15 protein-coding genes and 1 pseudogene are annotated in these 21,541 nt (G+C 72.3%); 10 read left to right on the forward strand and 6 right to left on the reverse strand.

Annotation, left to right across the window (positions count from 1 at the left end):
* The first annotated feature begins 242 nt into the window (after positions 1-242).
* The 3 genes and pseudogenes from ACTWOL_RS29385 to ACTWOL_RS29395 all read left to right on the forward strand — a co-directional run.
* Positions 243-1,712 carry a DUF6777 domain-containing protein gene (locus ACTWOL_RS29385; RefSeq protein ID WP_474299848.1) on the forward strand — a complete coding sequence of 490 codons (1,470 nt, stop codon included), beginning with the start codon at positions 243-245 and terminating at the stop codon, positions 1,710-1,712.
* Between the two features lie 87 nt (positions 1,713-1,799).
* On the forward strand, positions 1,800-3,923 hold the full coding sequence (locus tag ACTWOL_RS29390; protein ID WP_474299849.1) for a SpoIIE family protein phosphatase: 2,124 nt from the start codon (positions 1,800-1,802) through the stop codon (positions 3,921-3,923).
* Positions 3,920-4,054 (forward strand): annotated as a pseudogene (locus ACTWOL_RS29395) (GNAT family N-acetyltransferase); the annotation flags it as partial. The gene ACTWOL_RS29390 and the pseudogene ACTWOL_RS29395, both read left to right, overlap by 4 nt.
* 66 nt (positions 4,055-4,120) lie before the next feature.
* On the opposite strand, the gene ACTWOL_RS29400 reads toward ACTWOL_RS29395, so the two are convergent.
* The 3 genes from ACTWOL_RS29400 to ACTWOL_RS29410 all read right to left on the reverse strand — a co-directional run bounded on the left by ACTWOL_RS29400 (position 4,121) and on the right by ACTWOL_RS29410 (position 9,525).
* Complete coding sequence (locus tag ACTWOL_RS29400; RefSeq protein ID WP_474299850.1) at positions 4,121-5,785, reverse strand: PP2C family protein-serine/threonine phosphatase; 1,665 nt, start codon at positions 5,783-5,785, stop codon at positions 4,121-4,123.
* 328 nt (positions 5,786-6,113) lie between these two features.
* A complete protein-coding gene (locus ACTWOL_RS29405) occupies positions 6,114-7,271 on the reverse strand; it encodes a PP2C family protein-serine/threonine phosphatase (protein ID WP_474299851.1) in 1,158 nt (385 codons plus the stop codon).
* A gap of 1 nt (position 7,272) precedes the next feature.
* Positions 7,273-9,525 (reverse strand): FUSC family protein, encoded by a 2,253-nt coding sequence (locus tag ACTWOL_RS29410; RefSeq protein WP_474299852.1) that lies wholly within the window; start codon positions 9,523-9,525, stop codon positions 7,273-7,275.
* A 461-nt stretch (positions 9,526-9,986) separates the two neighbouring features.
* Between ACTWOL_RS29410 and ACTWOL_RS29415 the strand changes: the two genes are divergently transcribed.
* On the forward strand, positions 9,987-10,895 hold the full coding sequence (locus ACTWOL_RS29415) for a DMT family transporter (RefSeq protein WP_474299853.1): 909 nt from the start codon (positions 9,987-9,989) through the stop codon (positions 10,893-10,895).
* Here the strand turns inward: ACTWOL_RS29415 and ACTWOL_RS29420 are convergent.
* A complete protein-coding gene (locus tag ACTWOL_RS29420) occupies positions 10,822-11,562 on the reverse strand; it encodes a TetR/AcrR family transcriptional regulator (protein WP_474299854.1) in 741 nt (246 codons plus the stop codon). The genes ACTWOL_RS29415 and ACTWOL_RS29420 overlap by 74 nt on opposite strands.
* 122 nt (positions 11,563-11,684) lie before the next feature.
* Here ACTWOL_RS29420 and ACTWOL_RS29425 point away from each other — a divergent pair, with 122 nt between their 5' ends.
* Positions 11,685-13,202, forward strand: a complete 1,518-nt coding sequence (locus tag ACTWOL_RS29425) for an APC family permease (protein WP_474299855.1) — start codon at positions 11,685-11,687, stop codon at positions 13,200-13,202.
* 152 nt (positions 13,203-13,354) lie between these two features.
* The gene (locus ACTWOL_RS29430; RefSeq protein WP_474299856.1) at positions 13,355-15,007 is read left to right on the forward strand and encodes an amidohydrolase; all 1,653 of its coding nucleotides are present in this window, start codon (positions 13,355-13,357) and stop codon (positions 15,005-15,007) included.
* An 81-nt stretch (positions 15,008-15,088) separates the two neighbouring features.
* Here ACTWOL_RS29430 and ACTWOL_RS29435 read toward each other — a convergent pair whose 3' ends face one another.
* A complete protein-coding gene (locus ACTWOL_RS29435; protein ID WP_474299857.1) occupies positions 15,089-15,544 on the reverse strand; it encodes a VOC family protein in 456 nt (151 codons plus the stop codon).
* Positions 15,545-15,665: 121 nt separating this feature from the next.
* Here ACTWOL_RS29435 and ACTWOL_RS29440 point away from each other — a divergent pair, with 121 nt between their 5' ends.
* Entirely contained in the window at positions 15,666-16,148 is a 483-nt protein-coding gene (locus tag ACTWOL_RS29440) for an SPW repeat protein (RefSeq protein ID WP_474299858.1), read from the forward strand.
* A 95-nt stretch (positions 16,149-16,243) separates the two neighbouring features.
* On the opposite strand, the gene ACTWOL_RS29445 is transcribed toward ACTWOL_RS29440, so the two are convergent.
* Positions 16,244-18,325 (reverse strand): SpoIIE family protein phosphatase, encoded by a 2,082-nt coding sequence (locus tag ACTWOL_RS29445; protein ID WP_474299859.1) that lies wholly within the window; start codon positions 18,323-18,325, stop codon positions 16,244-16,246.
* 381 nt (positions 18,326-18,706) lie between these two features.
* On the opposite strand from ACTWOL_RS29445, the gene ACTWOL_RS29450 reads away from it, so the two are divergent.
* The 3 genes from ACTWOL_RS29450 to ACTWOL_RS29460 all read left to right on the forward strand — a co-directional run bounded on the left by ACTWOL_RS29450 (position 18,707) and on the right by ACTWOL_RS29460 (position 21,427).
* Positions 18,707-19,630 (forward strand): MurR/RpiR family transcriptional regulator, encoded by a 924-nt coding sequence (locus ACTWOL_RS29450; protein WP_474299860.1) that lies wholly within the window; start codon positions 18,707-18,709, stop codon positions 19,628-19,630.
* Positions 19,631-20,085: 455 nt separating this feature from the next.
* The gene (locus tag ACTWOL_RS29455) at positions 20,086-21,027 is read left to right on the forward strand and encodes an AraC family transcriptional regulator (protein ID WP_474299861.1); all 942 of its coding nucleotides are present in this window, start codon (positions 20,086-20,088) and stop codon (positions 21,025-21,027) included.
* A 106-nt stretch (positions 21,028-21,133) separates the two neighbouring features.
* On the forward strand, positions 21,134-21,427 hold the full coding sequence (locus tag ACTWOL_RS29460; RefSeq protein ID WP_474299862.1) for a hypothetical protein: 294 nt from the start codon (positions 21,134-21,136) through the stop codon (positions 21,425-21,427).
* Positions 21,428-21,541: the final 114 nt, after the last annotated feature.

Raw genomic sequence — 21,541 nt, forward strand, 5'->3', positions numbered from 1 at the left:
GGGACCGGTGCCGCGGGGCCCCGGATGCCGGTGATGTCGGCTTGCGGGCCATACCGCGCCCGAGCACACAATGAGGTCGAAGGAGAAAGCGCGACAAACAATGCCAAGGGGGAGGGAACGCCCATGGGTCGGAGGGTCGGGGAAGGCCCGGGGGCGGGGGAGGGGGAGGCAGGACCGAAGAGACGTAAGGGGCAGGGGGGGTCAGAAGGGCCTGTGACCGCCCGCGCCCGGAGGAAGAGCCTGTGAGCGACCAGCCGCCGTCATCCCAACCCCAAGGACCTCCCTCCGGCCCCCTCTCGGGTCGGGACACGACATCGCGGCCCTCGCCGTCCGGGCCGCCCGCCGGACCGCCGAGCGGAGGCGGCCCCCGCCCGTCCGGCGGAGGGCAGGGCGGACCGGGAGGGCCCGCGGACGGTGGCGGTGGCGGAGGTGCGCACGGCGGGGGCGGCCCGCGCGGGCACGGAGGCGCGGGAGGCGCTGCGGGTGCGGGCGACGGCGAGCCGTGGTACCGGTCCATACCGAAGATCGCCGCGGTCACGGCCCTGGTCGTCGTCGCCACCGCCCTCGCCATCGTCCTCACCCGCCCCAGCGGCACCCCGGTGGCATCGGGGGAGATCTTCATGCAGCCCGCGAACGCGACGGGCCCCGACCCCTTCACCCCCTCCACCGCCAACGGCACCGCGGACGCCCCGCCCGCCGCCCTGCCGGACACCAACGCCACCGCGACCGCGACGGCGTCCGGCACCTATGTCCGGGGTGTGGACGGAGCGACTCCGGGCCTGTACGGCGGTACGCGCAAGGCCGCCAGCTGTGACGTCGGGAAACAGATCACGTACCTCTCCTCCGAGCCCGAGAAGAACCGGGCCTTCGCCGCGGTCCTGGGCGTCGAGGCGTCCGCCGTCCCCGGCTTCCTCCGCTCGATGACCTCACTGCGGCTGAGGCTGGACACCCGGGTCACCAACCACGGCTACAAGGACGGAAAGGCGACCTCGTACCAGGCCGTCCTGCAGGCCGGCACGGCCGTCCTCGTCGACGCCCGGGGGGTGCCCCGGGTGCGGTGTGCCTGCGGCAACCCGCTCACACCCCCCGTGGAGGTCCAGCGCAGCCTCGAGCGGAAGGGCGAGACATGGGCCGGATTCGACCAGTCGCGTGTCGTGATCGTCGAGCCCGCTCCCCGTAGCCTTGATGCCTTCGTGGTGCTCGACCTCGGCGATCGTTCGTACTTCTCGCGCGACCGGGCCGACACCGGCGCGCGTGACAAGCCGGTATCGCCGCCCGAGAACCCCACCACCCCGACCGAGGTCCCGGCTTCGCCGAAGACCAACGGCTCCATCCGGCCCGGGGACACGCCGAAGTCCGGCCGCGTCACCAGCCCCGGGGACACCTCCCCGGCCGAGAGCTGCGCGCCGGGCGACCGGAACGACGACTGCCCGCCCTCCTCGCCCGCGTCCACGAGCCCGGAGCCCGAAAGCCCCGGGGGGGAAAGCCCCGGGCGGGAGAGCCCTTCCACGGAAGGCCCTTCGACGGAAGGCCCTTCGACCGGTCATCCGCCGGGGGACGTCACGGAGCCGGGCACTTCGCCCGAGATCACACCCCCGGTCGAGCTGCCGCCCGGACTGCCCGATATACCGGGCCGGCAGCCGGACAACCCGCAATCCCGGCCCGTGCCCGATTCCCCGTCCGCCCGTGCCCCCGGGTCAGAAGCCCCCTAGCCGTTCGTCCGGGCCGCCCGGGGAGGGCCCGGACCTATCCGCCTCGCACATCGCCACATCCCCGCCAGCGGAGGAGGTGAGCCGGACGTGACCGACCGGCCCCCGTCCGCTTCGCCGACCCCTGCCGCCCCCGGAGGCGGCGGCAGACAGCCGCTGCTGTCGCTCGCCCTGGCCGGGATGATGGACGAGATCGACGCCATCGCCGGTGCCGTGTACCTGCTGTCCGACGACGGACGGACCCTGGAGATGGCGTTGATGGCCGGGCTGCCGCGGGCGTTCGCGGCGCCCTGGCAGCGGGTCGGCATCACCATGCCGGTGCCGGTGGCCGACGCGGTGCGCGAGCGGCGGCTGGTCTGGGTCGGCAGCGAGGAGGAGATGGCTGCCCGCTATCCGCGTGTCTCCGTCGTGCTTCCGTATCCGTTCGCGCTGGCGGCGGCCCCGGTGGCCACGGCCGGGACGGTCTACGGGGCGGTGTTCGTGACCTGGCCGGGAACCCACCCCGCGGTGCTCTCCGACTGGGAACGGGACCACCTCACCGCGGCCTGCCGCAGGCTCGCCGTACGGCTGGAGCGCGCCGCCGAGCTGGGACGGCCCGTGCACCCCGAGCCCGATGTGCTCGAAGGCCCGGCCCTGGGCGGTGAGTCCAGCGCCGTGGAGGCGGTGCGGATGGTGAGCCGGGTGCCGGACGGGCTGTGCTCGCTCGACCTCAACGGCCGGATCACCTTCGTGAACGACGCCGCCGTCGAGCTCGTCGGGCTCGACCGCACACGTCTGCTCGGCAGCAAGCCGTGGGGCGCACTGCCCTGGCTGAACGACCCGCTGTACGAGGACCGTTACCGCGCTGCCCTGATCAGCCAGCAGCCCACCTCGTTCGTGGCGCAGCGCCCGCCCGGCGACTGGCTCTCCTTCCGGCTCCACCCCAGCACCAGCGGTATCACCATGCGCATCACACCCGCCGGCATGGAGAGCGGCTCCGGCCGGCGGGCCGGCGAGGGGGCGCAGGCCCGGCTCTCGGTCATGTCCCATGTGCTGAGCCTGGCGGGCGGGCTGACGGAGGCGGCCGGTGTCGACGATGTGATCGCCCTGGCCGGGGACGAGTTCCTGCCGGCCGTCGGTGGCCAGGCGCTGGTCGTCCTCGTGGCGGAGGGCGGTCGGCTGAATGTGCTCGGGCACCGTGGGTACGAGCACCAGACCGTGGAGCAGCTCCACGGAATGCCGCTGACCGCGCATGCCCCGGCGGCGCGGGTGCTGGTCACCGGGATACCCGCCTTCTTCGAGTCCCGCGACGAGGTCGAACAGGCGTACCCGGGCCGGGGCTCGACCCGCGACGGCATGTCAGCCTGGGCGTATCTCCCGCTGATCGCCTCCGGCCGCCCGGTCGGCACCGTCGTCCTCGGCTACGCGGAGCCGCACCACTTCTCCACCGACGACCGGGCCGTGCTCACCAGCCTGGGCAGCCTGCTCGCCCAGGCCGTCGAACGGGCCCGTCTGTACGACACCAAGCACCGGCTGGCCCGTGGGCTGCAGGCCGCGCTGATGCCCCACTCCCTGCCCCAACTGCCCGGCCTGGAGCGGGCCGCACGGTATCTGCCCGCCACACAGGGGATGGAGATCGGCGGTGACTTCTACGACCTCGTGGGCGGCGTCGGCCCGGTGACGGCCGCGGTCGTCGGAGACGTCCAGGGCCACAACGTGACCGCGGCCGGGCTGATGGGCCAGGTGCGTACCGCCGTCCGTGCCTTCACGGCGGTGGGTCAGTCGCCGGGCGAGATCATGGCCGGCACCAACCGGCTGCTGTTCGACCTCGACGCCGAGCTCTTCGTCAGCTGTGTGTACGTGCAGATCGATCCGACGGGCGACGTCGCCCGCATCGCCCGCGCCGGTCACCCGCATCCGCTGCTGCGCGAACCGGACGGTTCCGTCCACGTCCTCGACACACCCGGAGGCGCGCTGCTCGGCATCGACCCCGAATGCCCCTATCCGGCAACGGAGTTCCCGCTGTCCCGGGGATCGGTGCTGGCCCTCTACACCGACGGGCTCATCGAGGCGCCGGACGTCGACTTCGACGAGGCCCTGGCCGACCTCGGCGCCCACCTCGCCGCGGTCGGGGACGCCCCCCTGGAGATGCTCGCCGACAGCATGGTCCGGCACACGGCACAACGGCACGAGCGTGCCGACGACGTCGCGTTGCTGCTGTTGCGGAGGAACTGAGCGCGCGCGGCCGGGGCGTGGCGCGGATGCTGATCGAGAAGGTGGCCGATGTGTCGCGGGAGCGGGGGGCCTCGCGCCTTTACTGGACCACCCAGGAGGGCAACACCGCAGCCCGCGCTCTGTACGACAAGGTGGCGGGCTTCAGGGGGTTCATCCGCTACGACTACCCCCCGGAGGCCCGGGCGACCCGACGCGGCTCAGCTCGGGACGCCCTCCATCGTCTGCTCCTCCCCGGTGAGGACCGGACGGCGCGGGCGGATGCGCGCCGCGAGGAGGGCCACATCGTCCTCGGCGTCTTCGGCGCCCAACTCCCTGACCACCAGGTCGGCCAAGTCCTCCACGGGGGTCCGGCACGGCACCCGCACCCGGGTCAGCCGTGCCAGTGACTCGTCGATGTCCTCGCCGCGCCGCTCCACCAGCCCGTCCGTGTACAGCAGCAGCGTGTCGTCGGGTGTGAGCGAGCGGGTGACCGGCTCGTAGCCCCCGAGGCCGGTTCCGAGCGGCGGCCCCGGCGGTACGTCGATCACCTCCGCGGCCCCGTCACGGGTGAACACCACGGGCGGAAGATGACCCGCGCTGGAGAAGGTGGCGAGCTGCCTGGCCGGATCGACCCGGACCAGCAGACAGGTCGCGGGCCGTGCGCTGGTGTCGGCTATCGCGAGGTCGAGCTGCCGCAGTACCCGGTGCGGCGGCAGATCGGCGGCGGCGACGTCGCGCAGCATCGCGCGGTAGGTGTTCATCTCGACGGCCGCCTCGACCCCGTGGCCCATCACATCGCCCATGACGAGCAGGGTCCGTCCGTAGTGCAGGCGTACCGTCTCGAACCAGTCGCCGCCCACCAGACTGCGGCTGCCCACCGGGAGATAGCGGGTGGCGAGATCCAGGTTGGGGTGCGGTTTGCCCGGCTCGGTCAGCAGGGCGCGCTGCAGCTCGACCGTCGTCTCCTGCTCGGCCGCGAACTCCCTGGCGTGTGCGATGGCGACGGCGGCGCGCCGCGCCGCATGGCGGGCGATGAGGATGTCGTTCCGGCTGAACCCGGACTGCGCGCGGGCCAGCAGAACGACACCCGTGACCGTGCCGCCCGCCTCCGCGAGCGGTACGGCGAGCAACGCGGCGCCGGTGGCCACGGTGTGGTCGGTGGCCGGGAGGCCGGACGCGATGGCACGTGCCGCCACCGACTCGGCGGCATCTCCGGCCGCGCCGTCCGGCTTCCCGTCGCCGAACAGGTCGCCGCGCCCCGCGACCGCGGCCCTGCGTATCCGGGCCGGTACGGGCCTTCTGCGCAGGGCACGCTTCGGCGGTGGAGCGGGGACGACGTCGACCGCCGCCGCGTCCGCGATCCCCGGACTGAGGAAGTCCGCCAGCTCCTTGCAGGTGGCCGGTTCGTCGAGGGAAGTCCCGATCCGGTCGACGGATTCGTCCGCGGCCGCGAGCCGGGCACGTGTCAGCTTCAGTTCTTCGTACAGCTCGGGAACGGAGGTCTCGACGACGATGCACAGGACGCCGGCCGTCTCCCCGCGGTCCTCCAGCCGGATACAGGTCGTGTGGCAGTGGCCGCCGGGACCGGTCACCCGGGTGCGGGTGATCCCGTCGTCCCGTACCTGCGCGAGCACGTCCGCGGGACCGAGGTACTGCTCCGCGAGCGCGCTGGGCGAACGGCCCTCGAGCTTGTCGGGCGACTCCTCGGTGATCCGGCAGAAAGCGGAGTTGGCGAAGAGATAGCGCAGGTCCGCGTCGAGGACGGCGAATCCCGCGGTGGTTCCCCGCAGCACGTCCTCGAGAGCCCAGGTGCCGGGGCCTTCGGCCTCGGACGTGCGGAGCCCGCGGCGGTTCTGGAGCCAGTCCCCGCGATCGGCCGCCACACGATCACCTTCTCCCCTCACGGGGCGGTGACCCCAGCTTGCTGCACAGCCTCACCACTCGCCTCATCTGACGGGTACATCCTGCTCGGCCTCCGCCCACCGGGGCGCACCCCGGACGGGTACATGATCCCACTCGGCCCGCACGATGGTCCTATGAGCGCCGGAAGGCCCCGGCGCATGTGACCAGACCGTAATGCGCATCGCGGCACCGGTCCGCGTGCCCGTATCCGTACCGCTCCGCCGTCGGCACCCCCTTCGGCCTCGGGCGCTCCCTCCCAGGTCATGCCGGAGCCCGGTGCCTCTTCGGCGTACCGGCCGGCACACGACCTCAGCTTCCGGGAGATCCCGGGGCGAGGGTCAGGGCGAGGACCGCCTGGTCGTCGTTGTCGGTGTTCACAGCAGCCGACGACCAGCGCTCCGTGTCGGAGCGCAGGAACGCGACGACCGTCTCCGGGTCCGGGTTCCGTGCGCCGCGCACACCGCCGAACTGTTCCTCGAGCCGCTCCTGCACCGGATAGAACGCACTGCGTGCGTCACGCGCCTCACTCACCCCGTCCGTGTGGACGACGATGACCTCACCGGGCCCCAGCCGGTGCACCGTCGTTTCGACCGGCCCGCCCGGACCCAGTCCACCGAGCCCGAGCGGAAGGGCCGGCGCGGTCGCCAGGAGTCGTGCGCCCTGCGGGCCGACGACGACGGGCGCCGGATGGCCGCGGTCCACGATGCGCACCACCCCGTCGGCCCCGGCCGGGAACTCCAGCAGCAGGGCGGTCACGAACATCTCGGGATCCCCTTCGTCACCGGCCGGGCTGTTGCGCGCGATGCTGAGCTCGAGCCGGTCCGCGAGGCTGCTCAGACTCTTCCACTCGTGCGCGGACACCCGGAAGCTGCCCAGCACCGCGGCGACCGTCTGGACCGCGTCCAGTCCCTTCCCGCGCACATCGCCGATGAGTGCCCGCACTCCGTACGGCGTCGCACACACCTCGTACAGATCGCCGCCCACCAGCGTCCCGCCCTCGCCCGCCGAGTAGAAGGCCGCGGCGCGTACGGGGCCCAGCCGTGCCGACACCGGGCGCAGCAGGGTCTCCTGCATCGCCTCGGCCACCGAATGCGCGCGGATCAGATGCCGCCGGGTGCGCTCGCGCTGCCAGGAGAGAGCCGTGCTGGCGGTCCCGATGAGCAGAGTGCCGACGTAAAGGGCCACATGGTGCTGTTCGGCGAAGTGACCAGGCCGCAGGGCGGCCAGCACCATCTGCAGACCGAGGCAGACCGCGGTGGACACCATCGTGCCCCAGGGGCCGCGCGTCGCCGCGGTCAGCGGCGGTACGCCGATGAGCAGGAAACTCACGGGTTCCTGGCCGCGCACGGCGAGCTCGGCGGTCAGATCGAGCAGTACGGCGACGAACGGCAGCCACCAGGCCCACCCGTGGCCCACGACCGTCCGCCACCGCTCGCGGCGCGCATCGCCGGGGGACCTGACACCCATCTCAGGCACCGCCGGGACGGACGCCCCCGCCCGGTCCGGGCGTCCCGCTCCCGCCGGGTCCAGGGTCGCCGTCGCCGGACCCGGGCGCCGTATGGCCGGAGGACTCCTGCCCGTCCCGACCGGCACCGGGGCGCATCGACTCCCGGACCGACGGTTCGATCCTGCCGAGCTGTGCCATCAGGCTGTTCAGCCAGACCTCCAGATCGATCAGCATCGGCAGCGGACGTCCGTCCGCGGGCAGCGGGAGCGGGCCCTGGTCCGGAGCCCTCGGCCGGACGTCGCCGTCGTCGGTGGCCAGTGCGGCGATCCGGTCGCAGGTCGCCTCCAGCCGTGCCGCGGAGTCCCGCGCCCATCCGGCAGGGCCGGACGGGACGGCGACCACGGGCAGGTCGAACCGGGGCAGCCACAGCGCGCCGAGCAGGACGTGGTTCGCGGCCGCGAGCAGGCCGTGCCAGTCGGCGAGGGGCCCCGACGTGGGCATCGGCTCGCTTCGGGCCTGGGAGTACGCGGTCTCCGCGAGCCGCAGCCGGTGCAGCGCGGGCAGGGTGGACGGCGGGGTCTTCGCGCCCGGCGGGGTGGCGAGGAGCACCTCGACCGTGCCGGTGATCAGCGGGCCGAAGGACCGGAGCAGGGCCGCCATGGTCCGGCGCACTTCACGCCGGGCGCCCGCCGGCCAGGCGATGAGCCCGCACAGCAGTCCGATCGCGCTGCCGGTCACGACGGCCACGAGCCGCTGCTCGGCCAGCTGCCACGAGGCCGGCGCGATCTGGGCGAAAGCGCAGGCCACGACCAGGGTGAACAGCCCCTGTGCCCAGGCGATCCCCAGCATCGGCCCCAGTGCGAACCCGGCCAGCATGCCGGGGATGAGGAGGACCGCGTACACCTCGGAGTGCTGCCCGAACCCCGCGAGCAGCGCTCCGGCGGCGACCGCGCCTACGAGGTTCCCCGCGACCGCCTTGCGGATCGCCGACCAGGTCTCCCCGGCAGTGGTCCGCCCCAGCGTCAGTACGACCAGCAGCACCCAGAATCCGTGCGCCAGGTCGAGCGACCCGGCCACCAGCCGTGCCGCGCCCAGCCCCAGTGCCGTGCGCACCGCGTTCTGGAACAGCACCGATTGGAGGGTCATGTTTCCGAACAGCCGCCTGGCCCACAGCGCAGGAGTGCTCGACTCCGCGTACCAGAACAGCTCCCGCGGCGTGATCGGTCCCGTGCGCCGGCCGTCGAGCCCCACCCACACCGAGGTCTCCACGATCCGTGCGGACTCCGCGACGCCCAGTACCAGCGCCTGACGCCGCAGCACCGGGGCGGACGGCACGGCCTCCGCAGGCCCTATCGCCTGCCCGATGCGCAGCGACTGGAAGTCGTCGATCGCCCTCTCCAGGGCACCGGGCCGCACTGGAGGGCGGTCCTCGCGCAGGGCCTCGGCCGTCGTGGTGCACAGCGCGGCGACCCGGCCGAGGAGCGAATCACAGGCGATGTGCGCGAGCTCCGCCCCCCTGCACGCGGCCGCCGAAGCACCCGGCTGCGGCAGCGCGTGCGCCGACTCGGCGAAGCGGGCGAGCTGATCGAGAAGGCGTCGCGTCGCGTTGCCGGCCTGCGACATGCCGCGGTCCCTGCGGCCCGGTCCGGCGGGCAGCTCGGCCGGGGGAAGTTTGGAGAAACGCAGCTCCTGGCCCGTGGCGCGGAGCTGTTCGGGCGGGACGGACGCGGGGGCGCGGGCGGCGCCCGCCGCGAGATCGAGCGCGTCCGCCAGACGGGTCCGGTAGGTCGCGGGCGCCGGAGCGGGAAGCAGGAACACCTCACACGCGGCCAGCAGCAGCACTCCCACGGTGAGGCCGGCCAGCCGGAGGCCGAGCGTGTCGGGGGCGTACGGCGGGAAGCAGGCCAGGATGTAGAAGAGCTGGAGCCCCGGGCCCGCGCCCGCGGGGAGGGGCCCCGCCACCGCCGCGAAGGCCAGGATGAAGCCGACGACGAGCATCCCGAGCACAGCCGCCCAGGTGTGCACCGCAAGCAGTGTCCCCAGCGTCACCAGCAGCAGCGCAACGGGCAGGCACTTCAGCATCACGACCGCCCGCTGGCGCCCGGATCCGGGGATCGGGGACAGCACACCCAGCGCGATGGGTGCGAAGAGCGCGTACAGGGCCAGCTCGGACTGATGCAGGCCGTAGAGGAAGGTGTAGAACCCGATGCTCGTCGCGACCGTCACCCGGATCGCGCGGTGCAGGATCGCCGTCCGCTCCGCCCCGCCGGTCACCGCAGGCCCTCCGGTGCCGTGGCCCCCCGCCCCGCACCGGCACGGGGACCGGCCCCGGCCGCCGCACGGGCGGTGATCGCGCGCGGGTGACCTCGAACGGGCGTCCGGCACCGCCGCATGCACCACCGTGCGACCGTGAGCGCGATGAAATCCCCCGTCCGCGCGGCCGGCGACGACTCAGCGCGCATGGGCACGTTCCTCATCAGTTCGGGGAGTCGGCCATCCGGCAGACTCCTCTCAGCCGACGCCGCGTCCCGGCTCCGTGAGCCGGTCGCGCTTGGCGACCTGATCCCTTTGCGGGACGCCTCCCATTGTGGGACGAGGCCATCCGGTCCGCAGCCCGGCAAGGCCCCGAGCCAGGTGCCGCCCGCTGTACCGGACGGCCCGTCCGGATCGCGGGGACCGCCGGGCCAGGGCCACCATGGCAGCAGGCGTATGCCGAGGCGGGAGGTCGCACGCACATGATCGTCCCCGTGCTGTTCGCGCTCGCCGCCGCGCTCAGCAACGCCGTCGCCACCGTGCTGCAGCGCAAGGCCGCGACGAGCGTGCCGAGTTCCCAGGGCTTTCGCGCCGGGCTCATGCTCGATCTGCTGCGCCGTCCCGTGTGGCTCGCCGGGATCCTGGCCGTCATCACCGCGGGTCTCTGCCAGGCACTGGCCCTGAACACCGGCCCGCTGACGGTCGTTCAACCGCTCTTCGTCCTCGAACTGCCGCTCACACTGATCGTGGCGTCGCTGCTGATGCGCCGCCATCTCGCCCGCACCGGCTGGATCGCCGTGGCCGGTGTGGTGCTGGGCCTGGGCATCGCCCTCGCGGCGCTCGCCCCCACCGGCAATCGCACCCATGTCCCGCTGGACCGCTGGCTGCCCGCCCTCGTCGCCTGTGTCGGAGCGGTGGTCGTGCTCTCCGTCGTGGCGCTGCGACGACCCGAGGGGCGGGTGCGGGCGGCGTGTCTGGGGACGGCCACCGCGATCTGCTTCGCGCTGACGGCGGCGCTGATGAAGGAGGCGACCCACATCCTGGACGACCAGGGCGCCGTGGCCTTCTTCACCGCCTGGCAGACCTACAGCTTCGCCGCGGCGGGAGCGGGGGCGCTCTTCCTGCTGCAGAACGCGATGCAGGCAGGTCCGCTGGTGGCCTCACAGCCCGCGATCACACTGGGTGACGCGATGGTAAGCCTCGCCCTGGGCGTCGCCGTCTACGAGGAGCACATCCGTTCCGGCTGGTGGCTGCTGCCGCAGCTGCTCGGCTTCGCGCTCATCGCGGCGGGTGCCTTCGCCCTCGCCCGGATCCCGCTCACCCAGGACCTGGTCGCTCCCGATGACGCGGCGGAGGACGCACCTGCTCCAGCCGCGCAGCCGCCGCCGTGAGCAGCAGGTCGAGGGCCGTCGGATAGGCGCTGAGATTCATGTCGGCCATCAGGTGCCGTGCCGTGGCGGCGATATTCGGGTGGGTCGTGTCGGGCAGTTCGGCATAGGTCGACCGCCATACCGCATGGTCCGCCTCCTGCGCCGCCGGGGGCAGTGCCATGGCCGCGGAGTCCAGTGCCGCGAACGCCAGGGCCTGGTCGACGAAGGCGTGGTAGATCCGTACCGCCTCGGCGTCCGGGAAGCCGGCGCCCCGCAGCAGCCCGATGATCGTCTCCACCGACTGGATCTCGTGGAGACGGCCGGTCACCCGGCAGGCACTCAGCACCGCGGCCTGCGGATGCGCCAGGTAGTCGGCGTGCATCCGCAGCCCGAGGGTACGCAGGTCCGCCCGCCAGTCGCCGGTCGGCGTCCAGGTGTGCAGCGTACGGCCGATGAGCTCGTCGGCGATGGCGAGCAGCAGATCGTCGGTGTTGCGGAAGTAGCGGTACAGCGCACTGGGGTCGGCGCCGAGGGCGAGCCCGAGCCTGCGCACCGTCAGGGCGTCGGCGCCGTGTTCCCTGAGGAGACGCAGCGCCGTCTCGACGATCAGCTCCTCCGACAGCACGACGCCCTGTTTGGTGGGCCGCCGTCGCTGCCGCGCCTGTGGGGAAACGACACGTTCGCTCATCGGGTCCTCCTCTCCTCGGGCTCCGCACCTTATGACAACGGCATTGACCTGTGAAGTCCACCGACAGTTTCATGTGCGGTCACCGGGGCCCGCCACGGCCCCCCGGGTGAGCGGAGTCGGCCATGACAACGAAAACCTCCTACAGCGCGGACGCTCCCGCGCATGCCTCCCTGCGCAAGTCCCTCGGCGTCGTCGACGGCGTCGCCATCGCCGCCTCGAGCACGGCGGCGACCACCAGCATCGGTATCGGTCTGGGTGTGACCGCCGCCGTGGTCGGGCTCCATCTGCCCGCGATCATGCTGGTCGCCTTTCTGCCCGTACTCGGGATCGCGGGCGCCTTCTCCCGCCTCAACCGGGTCGAACCGAACGCCGGCAACGGCTATGTCTGGGTGGGCCGTTCGCTCAATCCCTGGCTCGGCTTCCTCGTGGGGTGGCTCGCCATCGTCGCCACGATCGTCTTCCTGGCGTACACCACCGCGGTCACCGGATCCGCGATCCTGCAACTGGCCGGGCAGGCCGGGCTGGGTACGGTCGCGGGAGTCGCGCTCGACCCCGACTCCACGGCCCAGTCGACCGCGGTGGGCATCCTGGTCCTCGCGGCCGTCACCTTCACCGCGGTCACCGGAGTGCGCACCGCCGCCAGGTTCCAGGGCTGGCTGCTGGTGTTCGAGTACCTGGTGCTGCTGGGCTTCTGCGGCTACGGCATCGTCACCGGACCGCACGCCTTCAGCCTCGACTGGTTCAACCCCTTCGCCATCCCCTCGCCGGCGGCGCTCGCCCAGGGACTGCTGCTGTCGGTGTTCTGCTACTGGGGTTTCGAGGCGGCCTTCACCGTGAACGAGGAGGTCCGGGACCCCCGTGACGCCTCGCGTGCCGGATTCACCACCCTGTTCACCATGCTGGCGCTGTTCCTGCTCGGCTCGGTGGCCTTCCAGCGGGTGCTGGGCGAAGAGGAGCTCGTGGGCCACGGCGCACAGGGGCTGGCCTTCTTCGGCGAACGGCTCGCCTCCCAGCCGCTGGCCGCGCTGCCGCTGGTGGCGCTGATGTTCTCGGCCGTCGCCTCACTCCAGGCCGGGGTGATCCCGGCCGCGCGGGGCATGTTCGCGATGAGCCGGGACCGCACGGTGGGACCCGTGTGGTCCAGGATCAGCCCGCGGTACGGGACGCCCGCGGCCGGCACGCTCGTCATCGGCGGCCTCGCGGTCTCCGTCGCCGTCCTGGCGCTGGTCATCCCCAAGCTCGCCGATCTGATCCTGGCCGCGGTCAACGCGATCGGCATCGTCGTCGCCCTCTCGTACGCCCTCATCGCCTTCGCCGCGGCCGTGCGCTTCCGGGCGCTGCTGCGCGACGAGCCGTGGCAGGGCGTCCGCGCGGTGGTCCTGCCCACGCTCAGCGCTGTCGCGCTGCTCGCCCTCGGCGCCTACCTCGCCTGGTCCTTCTACGACTCGGCCGACCATTTCGAGGCGAGCGCCGACAACGGCTGGTTCATGCTGCTGGTGCCGGGGCTCATGATCGCTTCCGGGTTCGTCGCCGCCGCCTGGGCCAAGTGGGGCCGCAAGTCCGCGTACTTCGGCACGGGCCGCGGTACCGATGCCGACGACGCCCGGCTGCTCGCCGGCACGTCGACCGCACAGTCCTGACCGGTGCCCGGCCGGCCGGGCACGGGGGGCCGACCGGGCGGACTCCGGGGGACGTCCTGCGACCGCCTGCCTCGGACCGGCACCACCGGCACCACCAGCACCTCCTGACCGATGACCAGTACCTCACTGACCAGAGAAACGGACAACTCTCCATGCACTCCCGTCATGCCGACCTCGTCTTCACCGGAGGCCCCGTCCTCACACCCGGATCGGATCCCGACGAGCGGACATCCGCGGTCGCCGTCACCGGCGACCGGATCACCGCCGTCGGCTCCCACGACGACGTACGGGATCTGATCGGTCCCAGGACCGAGGTCGTCGACCTCGCGGGGCGGCTGCTGATGCCCGGCTTCCAGGACGCCCATGTCCACCCGGTCCCGGCAGGTCTTGAGCTGACCCAGTGCGATCTGACCGAGGCCGGGACGGCGGAAAGCACCCTGGACGCCGTACGCGCCTACGCCGCGGCGCATCCCGACCACGAGTGGATCACCGGTGGCGGCTGGTCCATGGACGCCTTCGACGGCGGCCTGCCGACGAAGGAACTGCTCGACGCCATCGTCCCGGACCGGCCTGTCTACCTGCCCAACCGCGACCACCACGGAGCCTGGGCCAACAGCACCGCCCTGCGGCTCGCCGGAATCACCCGTGACACCCCCGACCCCGCCGACGGCCGGATCGAGCGTGACGCATCCGGGGAGCCCACCGGCATGCTCCAGGAAGGGGCCATGCAACTCGTGGGCCGCCTCACGCCGCCCGCCACCGCCGCCGACCGGCTCGCCGCGCTCCTCCACGCCCAGAGCCATCTGCACGCCCTGGGCATCACGGCCTGGCAGGACGCGCTCATCGGGGACTTCCTCGGCATGGACGATCCGTCGGACACCTATCTGACGGCAGCCCAGGAGGGACTGCTCACCGCCCGGGTCGTCGGTGCGCTGTGGTGGGACCGTGAGCGGGGAGCGGAGCAGATTCCCGAACTGGTCGAACGCAGGCGCGCGTTGACGCACGACCGGTTCCGTGCCACCAGCGTGAAGATCATGCTCGACGGTGTGGCCGAGACCGGTACCGCCGCCCTCCTCGAGCCGTATCTGGACCGCTGCGGCTGTGCCACCGCCAATCGCGGCACCAGTTTCATCGACCCTGCCCGACTGGGCGGCTATGTCACCGCGTTGGACGCGCTGGGCTTCCAGGCACACTTCCACGCGCTCGGCGACCGCGCCGTACGCGACGCCCTGGACGCGGTCGAAGCCACCAGGAAGGTCAACGGCCCCAGCGACACCCGTCCGCATCTGGCACATCTCCAGGTCGTGCACCCCGACGACATCACGCGCTTCCGCCAGCTCGGAGCCACCGCCAACATGCAGTCCCTGTGGGCCGCCCACGAACCGCAGATGGACGAACTGACCATCCCCTTCCTCGGCCCGGGACGCGCCGCGCAGCAGTATCCGTTCGGAGCGCTGCTGCGCGCGGGGGCGACGCTCGCCGCGGGCAGCGACTGGCCGGTCAGCAGCCCCGATCCGATGCAGGGCGTCCATGTCGCCGTCAACCGGGTGCTGCCCGGTGAGTCCGGCCCGGTGTTCCTGCCCGGTGAACGCATCGGCCTGACCGACGCGTTCACCGCGTACACCGCGGGCTCGGCGTATGTGAACCACCTCGACGACACCGGCGCCATACGGACCGGGGCGCTCGCCGACCTGATCGTCCTGGACGGCAATCCTTACGCGGGACCGCCCGAGGCCATCGCCGGGACGACGGTCGCACTGACCTACGTCGGAGGCGAACGGGTCCACGCCGCTCCCGGCGCCTGACACCCATCCGATGCCCCGAGCCCGTGGGTAACCACACAAGCGGGCTCACGGCTTGACGCTCCGTCGGTCCGGAGCAGGGCGTCACACCACGCAGAACTCGTTGCCCTCCGGGTCCTGGAGCACCACGGCGTAGTACTCCATCCCCGGCTCGTCCATGACGCGCAGCACGGTGGCGCCGGCCTTCGTCAGCCGCTCCACCGTGCTCGTCACACGCCGGGTACGGACCGCGAGCGGCACATCCCGGCCGCCGCCCACCTTCAGGTCGAGATGCACCCGGTTCTTGACCGACTTGGGCTCGGGGACGCACTGGAACCACACCCGCGGGCCCCGGCCCCCGGGGTCGACGATCGACTCCGGACTCTCCCCGGCCCCGTCGGTCAGCTCCTCCTCGGGCACCCCCATGCCGGCCCAGTAGTCCCGCCAGGTGGCATACCCGCCGGGCGGCGGCTCGGGCACATAGCCGAGCGCCTCGCACCAGAAGGCCACGAGCCTCGGCGGGTCGGCACAGTCGATCGTCAGCTGCAGCGTCGTCTCCATGCTCGGAGCTTCCCAGAAGGGTCTGACAGTCCCATGCGCACACCCGTTGACCGGGACGGCACAAAAAGCGTTTCATTGCAGGTGAAGGGCCATGCCAGGCTCCCAAAGGAGGCGGCCCACCATGACCACACACCCGAGCATCGAGCAACACCCCGACCTCGCCGAGATGCGCGCCCGCTTCGAACGGGCGACCGCCACGCCACGTGCCCAGGCGATAGAAACCCTGGCCCTGCTCACGGGTCTCTATCTGGCGGCCTCACCGTGGATAGCCGGCTTCAACGGCTTCACCACGCTGGCCGTATCCAATCTCATCACCGGTGTCGCCTACGTCCTGTGCATGAGCGGGCTCGGCTCGGCCTACGAGCGGACCCATGCCATGGCCTGGTGTGCCATCGCCATCGGAGCATGGACGATCATCAGCCCGTGGGTCGTCGCCGGAGACGTCTCCACCATGCGCACGATCGTCAACAACGTCATCGTCGGTGCCCTGGCGCTCTGCCTCGGGCTCGCCATGGCCGCAATGAGCGGCGCGTCGGGGACCGGCGCCCGCTCCCTCCGGTCGTCCGCACGCGGCGGCCGCTCCCGCCTCGGTCCGATGCGCTGAACCGCGCTGATCCGGGGGCGGTCCGGGCCCGTGCCCGCACAGGCCCTGGCCGCCCCCGGCCCCGCGCTTCGGCCCGCTGAGGCGTCAGAAGCCCCCTAGTCGTGGAAGCGGGCGATCAGCAGCGCCACATCGTCCTGGCCGGTCCCGGGGCGCAGCGCCTCGAGCAGCCGGTCACAGGTTTCCTCGAGGCCCGGATGCGGGTCGTCGAGCAGGCTCAGCAGCACGTCCAGGCGGACGTCGATGTCCTCGTCACGGGTTTCGACCAGCCCGTCGGTGTAGAGCACCAGCCGGTCACCCGGGTCGACATCGACGGTGACCGCGCGGAACGGGACCCCGCCCACGCCGAGCGGTGCGCCGGTGGGCAGTTCGAGCAGCCGCGGCGGGCTGCCGGGCCGTACCAGCACCGGCGGCAGATGCCCCGCGGTCGCGATGGTGCACTGCGCCCGGCGGGGGTCGTAGAGCGCGTAGAGACAGGTGGCGATGTACGACTCCAGCCCGATGGTGATGTCGTCGAGATGGCGGAGCACCTGCGCGGGGTCGAGGTCCAGCGAGGACAGGGTCCGGGTGGCCGTGCGCAACTGGCCCATCGCGGTCGCGGCGTTGATCCCGCTGCCCATGACGTCCCCGACCACCAGAGCGGTCCGGTCCCCGCTGAGCGGAAGGATGTCGAACCAGTCGCCGCCGACCTCGTTCGCCGCCCCTGCCGGCTGGTAGCGGGAGGCGACGTCCAGACCGACGACCGGGGGCGGCTGCTGCGGCAGCAGGCTGCGCTGCAGGGTCAGCGCGGTGTTGCGCTGCTGCTGGTACCAGCGTGCGTTGTCGATGCACACGGCCGCACGGGCGGCCAGCTCGGAGGCGAGCAGCACGTCGTCCGCGTCGAAGGGCACCTCGTTGCGGAACCGCTTGAGGTCGAGTGCCCCGAGCACCTCGCCCCGCGCGATCAGCGGCACGGCGAGATAGGAGTGCACCCCCGCCTCGGCGAGCAGTACGGCGGAGTCGGCGTCGCGGGCGATGCTCAGCAGGTCGTCCTCGCCCACCTGGGGGACCACGACCGGCTTTCCCGTCTGCACGCACTTGGTGACCAGTCGGGCGGCGTCGTAGCGGGCGAGTTCCCCGGGGGGATCGGCCGCCTGGAGTGCGGGCGTGGGCTCGGCCGCCGTGACGGCGAGAGCGCGTATGACCGCCCGGCCGCCCGCCGGGATCTCCGCACGGCGGCCCTGGACGGCGGAATCCAGCACGTCGACGGCCGCGATGTCGGCGAGCTCGGGCACGGTGATGTCGGCCAGCTCCCGTGCGGTCTCCCGCAGGTCCAGCGTGGTGCCGACACGTACCGCCGCATCGGCGACGACGGTCAGCCTGCGCCTGGCACGCTCGGCCGCCTTGGCGGCCTGGTGGCGGTCCGTGACGTCCACGACCGATGCGGCCAGTCCGAGGATGCGCCCTCCGGGGTCCTCGAGCCGGTACAGGGACACCGACCAGGCCCGTTCGGTGTCGGGGTCGGCCGGGGTGCGTCCGACGACCTGCCGGTCCAGCACCGGCGTGCCGGTCTCCAGGACCTTGCGCATCGAGACCTCGATGGCGCCGTCGTCCCGGAAGGGCAGGGTCTCGCCCGCCGGACGGCCGATCTGCTGGGCCGCCGGGACGCCGTTGACACGTTCCAGTGCCGGGTTCGCGGCGACGTAGCGGAGCTCGGAGTCGAGCACGGCGAGACCGATGGGGGACTGGTCCACCAGACGTACGGACAGGGCCAGGTCCCGTTCGACGCGCCGCAGCGTGGACTGCTCGGTGGCCAGGCCCAGGGCGTAGAAGCTGCCGTGGACGTCCTGCAGACGCATGTTGCGCATCTCCAGGAACCGGATACCGCCGTCCTTGTGGCGTATCGGGAAGACTCCGGCCCAGCTTTCGCCGCTGCCCATGACCTGGGCGAACAGTTGCAGGACGAGATCGATGTGCTCGTCGGCGACCAGCAGCCGGGCCGCGTACTCGCCCAGCGCCTCCTCGGCCGTGTACCCGAGCAGCTGTTCGGCCTCCGGGCTCCACAGGGAGATCCGGCCCTCGGAGTCGAGGACGATCGCCGCCATTCGCAGGACGTCGAGCAGGCCGCCCGGCGGGGCAGGCCCGAACTCCACCTGTCCGACCGGGGCCGGGCCAGCGGAGAACGCGTCCGTGCCACCCATGCCCAAGCAGCTCCTCCCGCCGTCACGGCGTGTTCCTACTCCCCAGCCCACCCCACCGGACCGCGCGCGTTCCATATTCCCCCCGCGACCTTGGACACGCACCCCCCACGCGCGGATCGGAGCACGGTCGTGATCCTTGGCGGGTTCCCCCGATCGGCGGACGCATGCCCGCCAGGGCGCGGCCGCCGCCCGGCCGGGGCTCCTCCGAGGCCGGTTCCACGAGCGGACGGGGGCGGGCTGCGCGGCTTCGCCCGTCACCCGGCCGTGGCGGTGAGGGGGTGCCGGGCGGTGTCCATATGTCGATCACCTGCTTCCGCTCGGCCCCGGGGCCGAGCCGGGGGCGCTATGTTGAGCACGAATGGGACAAGAAGGAGGCACAGGGTGCCATCAGGGCAGCAGGCGCGCGCACAGGCGTCTGCGATCACGCCGGGACGGCAGACCCCGGACGCGGAACCGTCCCCAGCGGACAAGGTCCGTGCTCTGTTCGGCGGTCACCGCCTGTCTCCGGGGCAGCGGCGCATCGCGCAGTACATCACCGACCACTTGACCGAGGCGGCGTTCCTGTCCATCACGGACTTGGCGGAGCGCGTGGGCGTGAGCCAGCCGTCGGTCACGCGTTTCGCGGCCTCGCTGGGCTTCAGCGGCTACCCGGCGCTGCGCGAGGCCCTGCAGCCGATCGCCCTCAGCGCCGTCGCGGGGGCCCAGGACACGCGGGAGGAAATCCGGCGCAACGAGCTCCAGGCGGCGGTGGACGCCGAGATCGGGAACCTGGAGAGCCTGCGCCGTGTCCTCGCCGACACCGACCAGGTGCTGGCCCTCGGCCGTGAGCTGGCCCAGTCGGTTCCGCTGACCATCCTGGGGCTGCGGATCTCCGCGTCCCTGGCGGAGTACTTCGCCTACGCGGCCCGGCGCATCCACCCGGATGTCCGGCTGGTGTCGCGCGGCGGGAGCGTGGCGTACGACGCCCTTCTCCAGTCGAGGGAGGCCGGCGGGACCTGGGTGCTGGCCTTCGCCATGCCACGGCATGCCAAGGAGACGCTGGCGGCGGTGCGGGCGGCCCGCAGAACGGGCCTGCGCACGGCTCTGATCACCGATCTGACGCTGGGGCCGCTCGTGGACGAGGCCGATGTCGCCCTCACCGCGGCGACCGGATCACGCCTGGTTTTCGACTCGTACGCGGCGCCGGGTGTTCTGTCCGCGGCCATCCTCCAGGCCATGGCCGACGCCGACCCCGAGCGCACCCAGATGCGGCTTGAGCAGTACGAGCAGGCCGCGGAGCAGCACGACTTCTTCCTCGACTACTGACCGTCCGGGCCGGATGGAGCATGGCCGTTTTCAGCCATCGGCTGGAATGAAATTTTTCATACCCTTGCTTACTTGGCAGTATATATATTTACTGGGGTCCTGGCACCCGGACGACACTCCTCCTCGTCGGACCCATGGTGTTCTGTTTGGGCACTCCGCTCCCCTCGGAGTGCCCGACCCGGCGGCCTCGGTCAACCCCTGGGCCGGGGCCGCCGGGCCGTACAGCTCACGCGGCGTACGGATCCGTCCGCCGCACTCCGCAGATCCCGCACCGGCCACCGTCGTGCGCGGCCGCGGTCCTGGGCCTCCTGGGCCCTTCGTACGGCCCCATCCTCGTGTGCCCGGCATCGGCCCCGCTCATGCACCCCGCCCCTTCCGTCCGACGGATGTCCGTAATGCGGGCAGACAAGGTCGCCCTCGCCCTCCGACGATGACACAAGGCGAACGGGGGGACCATGGACTGTCGTGTCGAGACGGGGCCTGCGTGGGAGCTGGCCGGGAGGCTGCCGGACCCACGCCTGCGCCCGGGCGTCATCGGCTACCGCGGATACCGGCTGGCCCTGGACCGGCCGAGAAAACGCCTGGAACTGCCGACCGGTGTGGTGACCCTGGTCCTCGGATTCCACGGCCGGCTGCTGCTCACGGACGTCGTCGAGCCTGTCGCGGGAGCGAGCGCGGCGGTCCGCATGCCGTCGACGCCGCACACCTCGCTGGTCTCCGCGGTGCGCTCCAGGGCCACCGTCGGCGAGCACAGCGGTCGCCTGCACGGCATGGAAGTGGTGTTCGCTCCCTGGGCCGCCTTCACCCTGCTCGGGGTGGCCATGCACGAGTGGGCCGAGAGCATCGTCGATCCGTCGGAGCTCACCGACCGCCGTGTCGAGCACCTGACCGGGGCCCTGGCCGCCCTGCCGACCTGGAGCAACCGCTTCGCTCTCCTCGACGAGACGCTGGGGCGCTGGGCCGCCACGGGCCCCGCCTGTTCGCCGCAGGTGATGTGGGCGTGGCAGGAACTGTGCCGTACGGCAGGCACCGTGCCCATCCGCCGTCTCGCCGAGGAGTCGGGCTGGAGCTGGCGCCAGTTCGAGAACCGTTTCCGGCAGCAGATCGGGACCACCCCGAAGACCACCGCGCGCATCATGCGGCTGCGCCGGACCCTGCGGCTGCTCTCACGGGGTCACGCGGCGGCGGAGACCGCGTGGCACTGCGGCTTCTCGGACCAGGCGCACCTGGCACGCGAGGTGCGCAGGATGACGGGGCGTACGACCTCGCAGCTGATGACCGCGCGTACGACGGCTCGGACCCGTACGCGCACGGGCCTGCCGGCCCAGGACCGAGTGGACGGGCAGATCACCAGCGTGCTGCTCCCCGACGGGCCGGTCGCTTCGAGGGGTGGCTGAAAGCGATTCCGTGGCTTTCGCACTGCGATTTTGTTCAAGACGGTGCACCGCCGTGGTGGCGAGGATGCCGCTGTCCGAGCAGCCCTCGAAGGGAGACCAGACCACCATGCGCATCGCTACGGCCGCCCGCGCCCTCGCCCTGTCCGGCGCACTCGCCGGACTCGGACTCGCCGGCACCGCCCAGGCCGCCGAGAACGGCGGCACCGGTGCACTCGCCTGTTCCACGAAGAAGATCAGTACAAGGACCGCCCAGGGGTGGTGCTCCGCGGGCTCCGCGTGGCGGGTCGGCGTGAAGTGCACCGACGGCAGGCACTACTACAGCGGCTGGGAGACCGACGCCCGCTACCAGTACGCCACCTGCGGCTCCGGAAAGATCACGCACTACTGGATCGACCGCTGACCACCGGGCGACACAGGGGGAGACGCGGCAGCGGGCCCGCACACGTACGGGCCCGCTGCCGCGCTCGTCGCTCCGGAGCCGTGTGGCTGGTGGGGGCCTCCTGGCGCCGTGCGC

This window comes from Micromonospora sp. IBHARD003 (assembly GCF_056106285.1).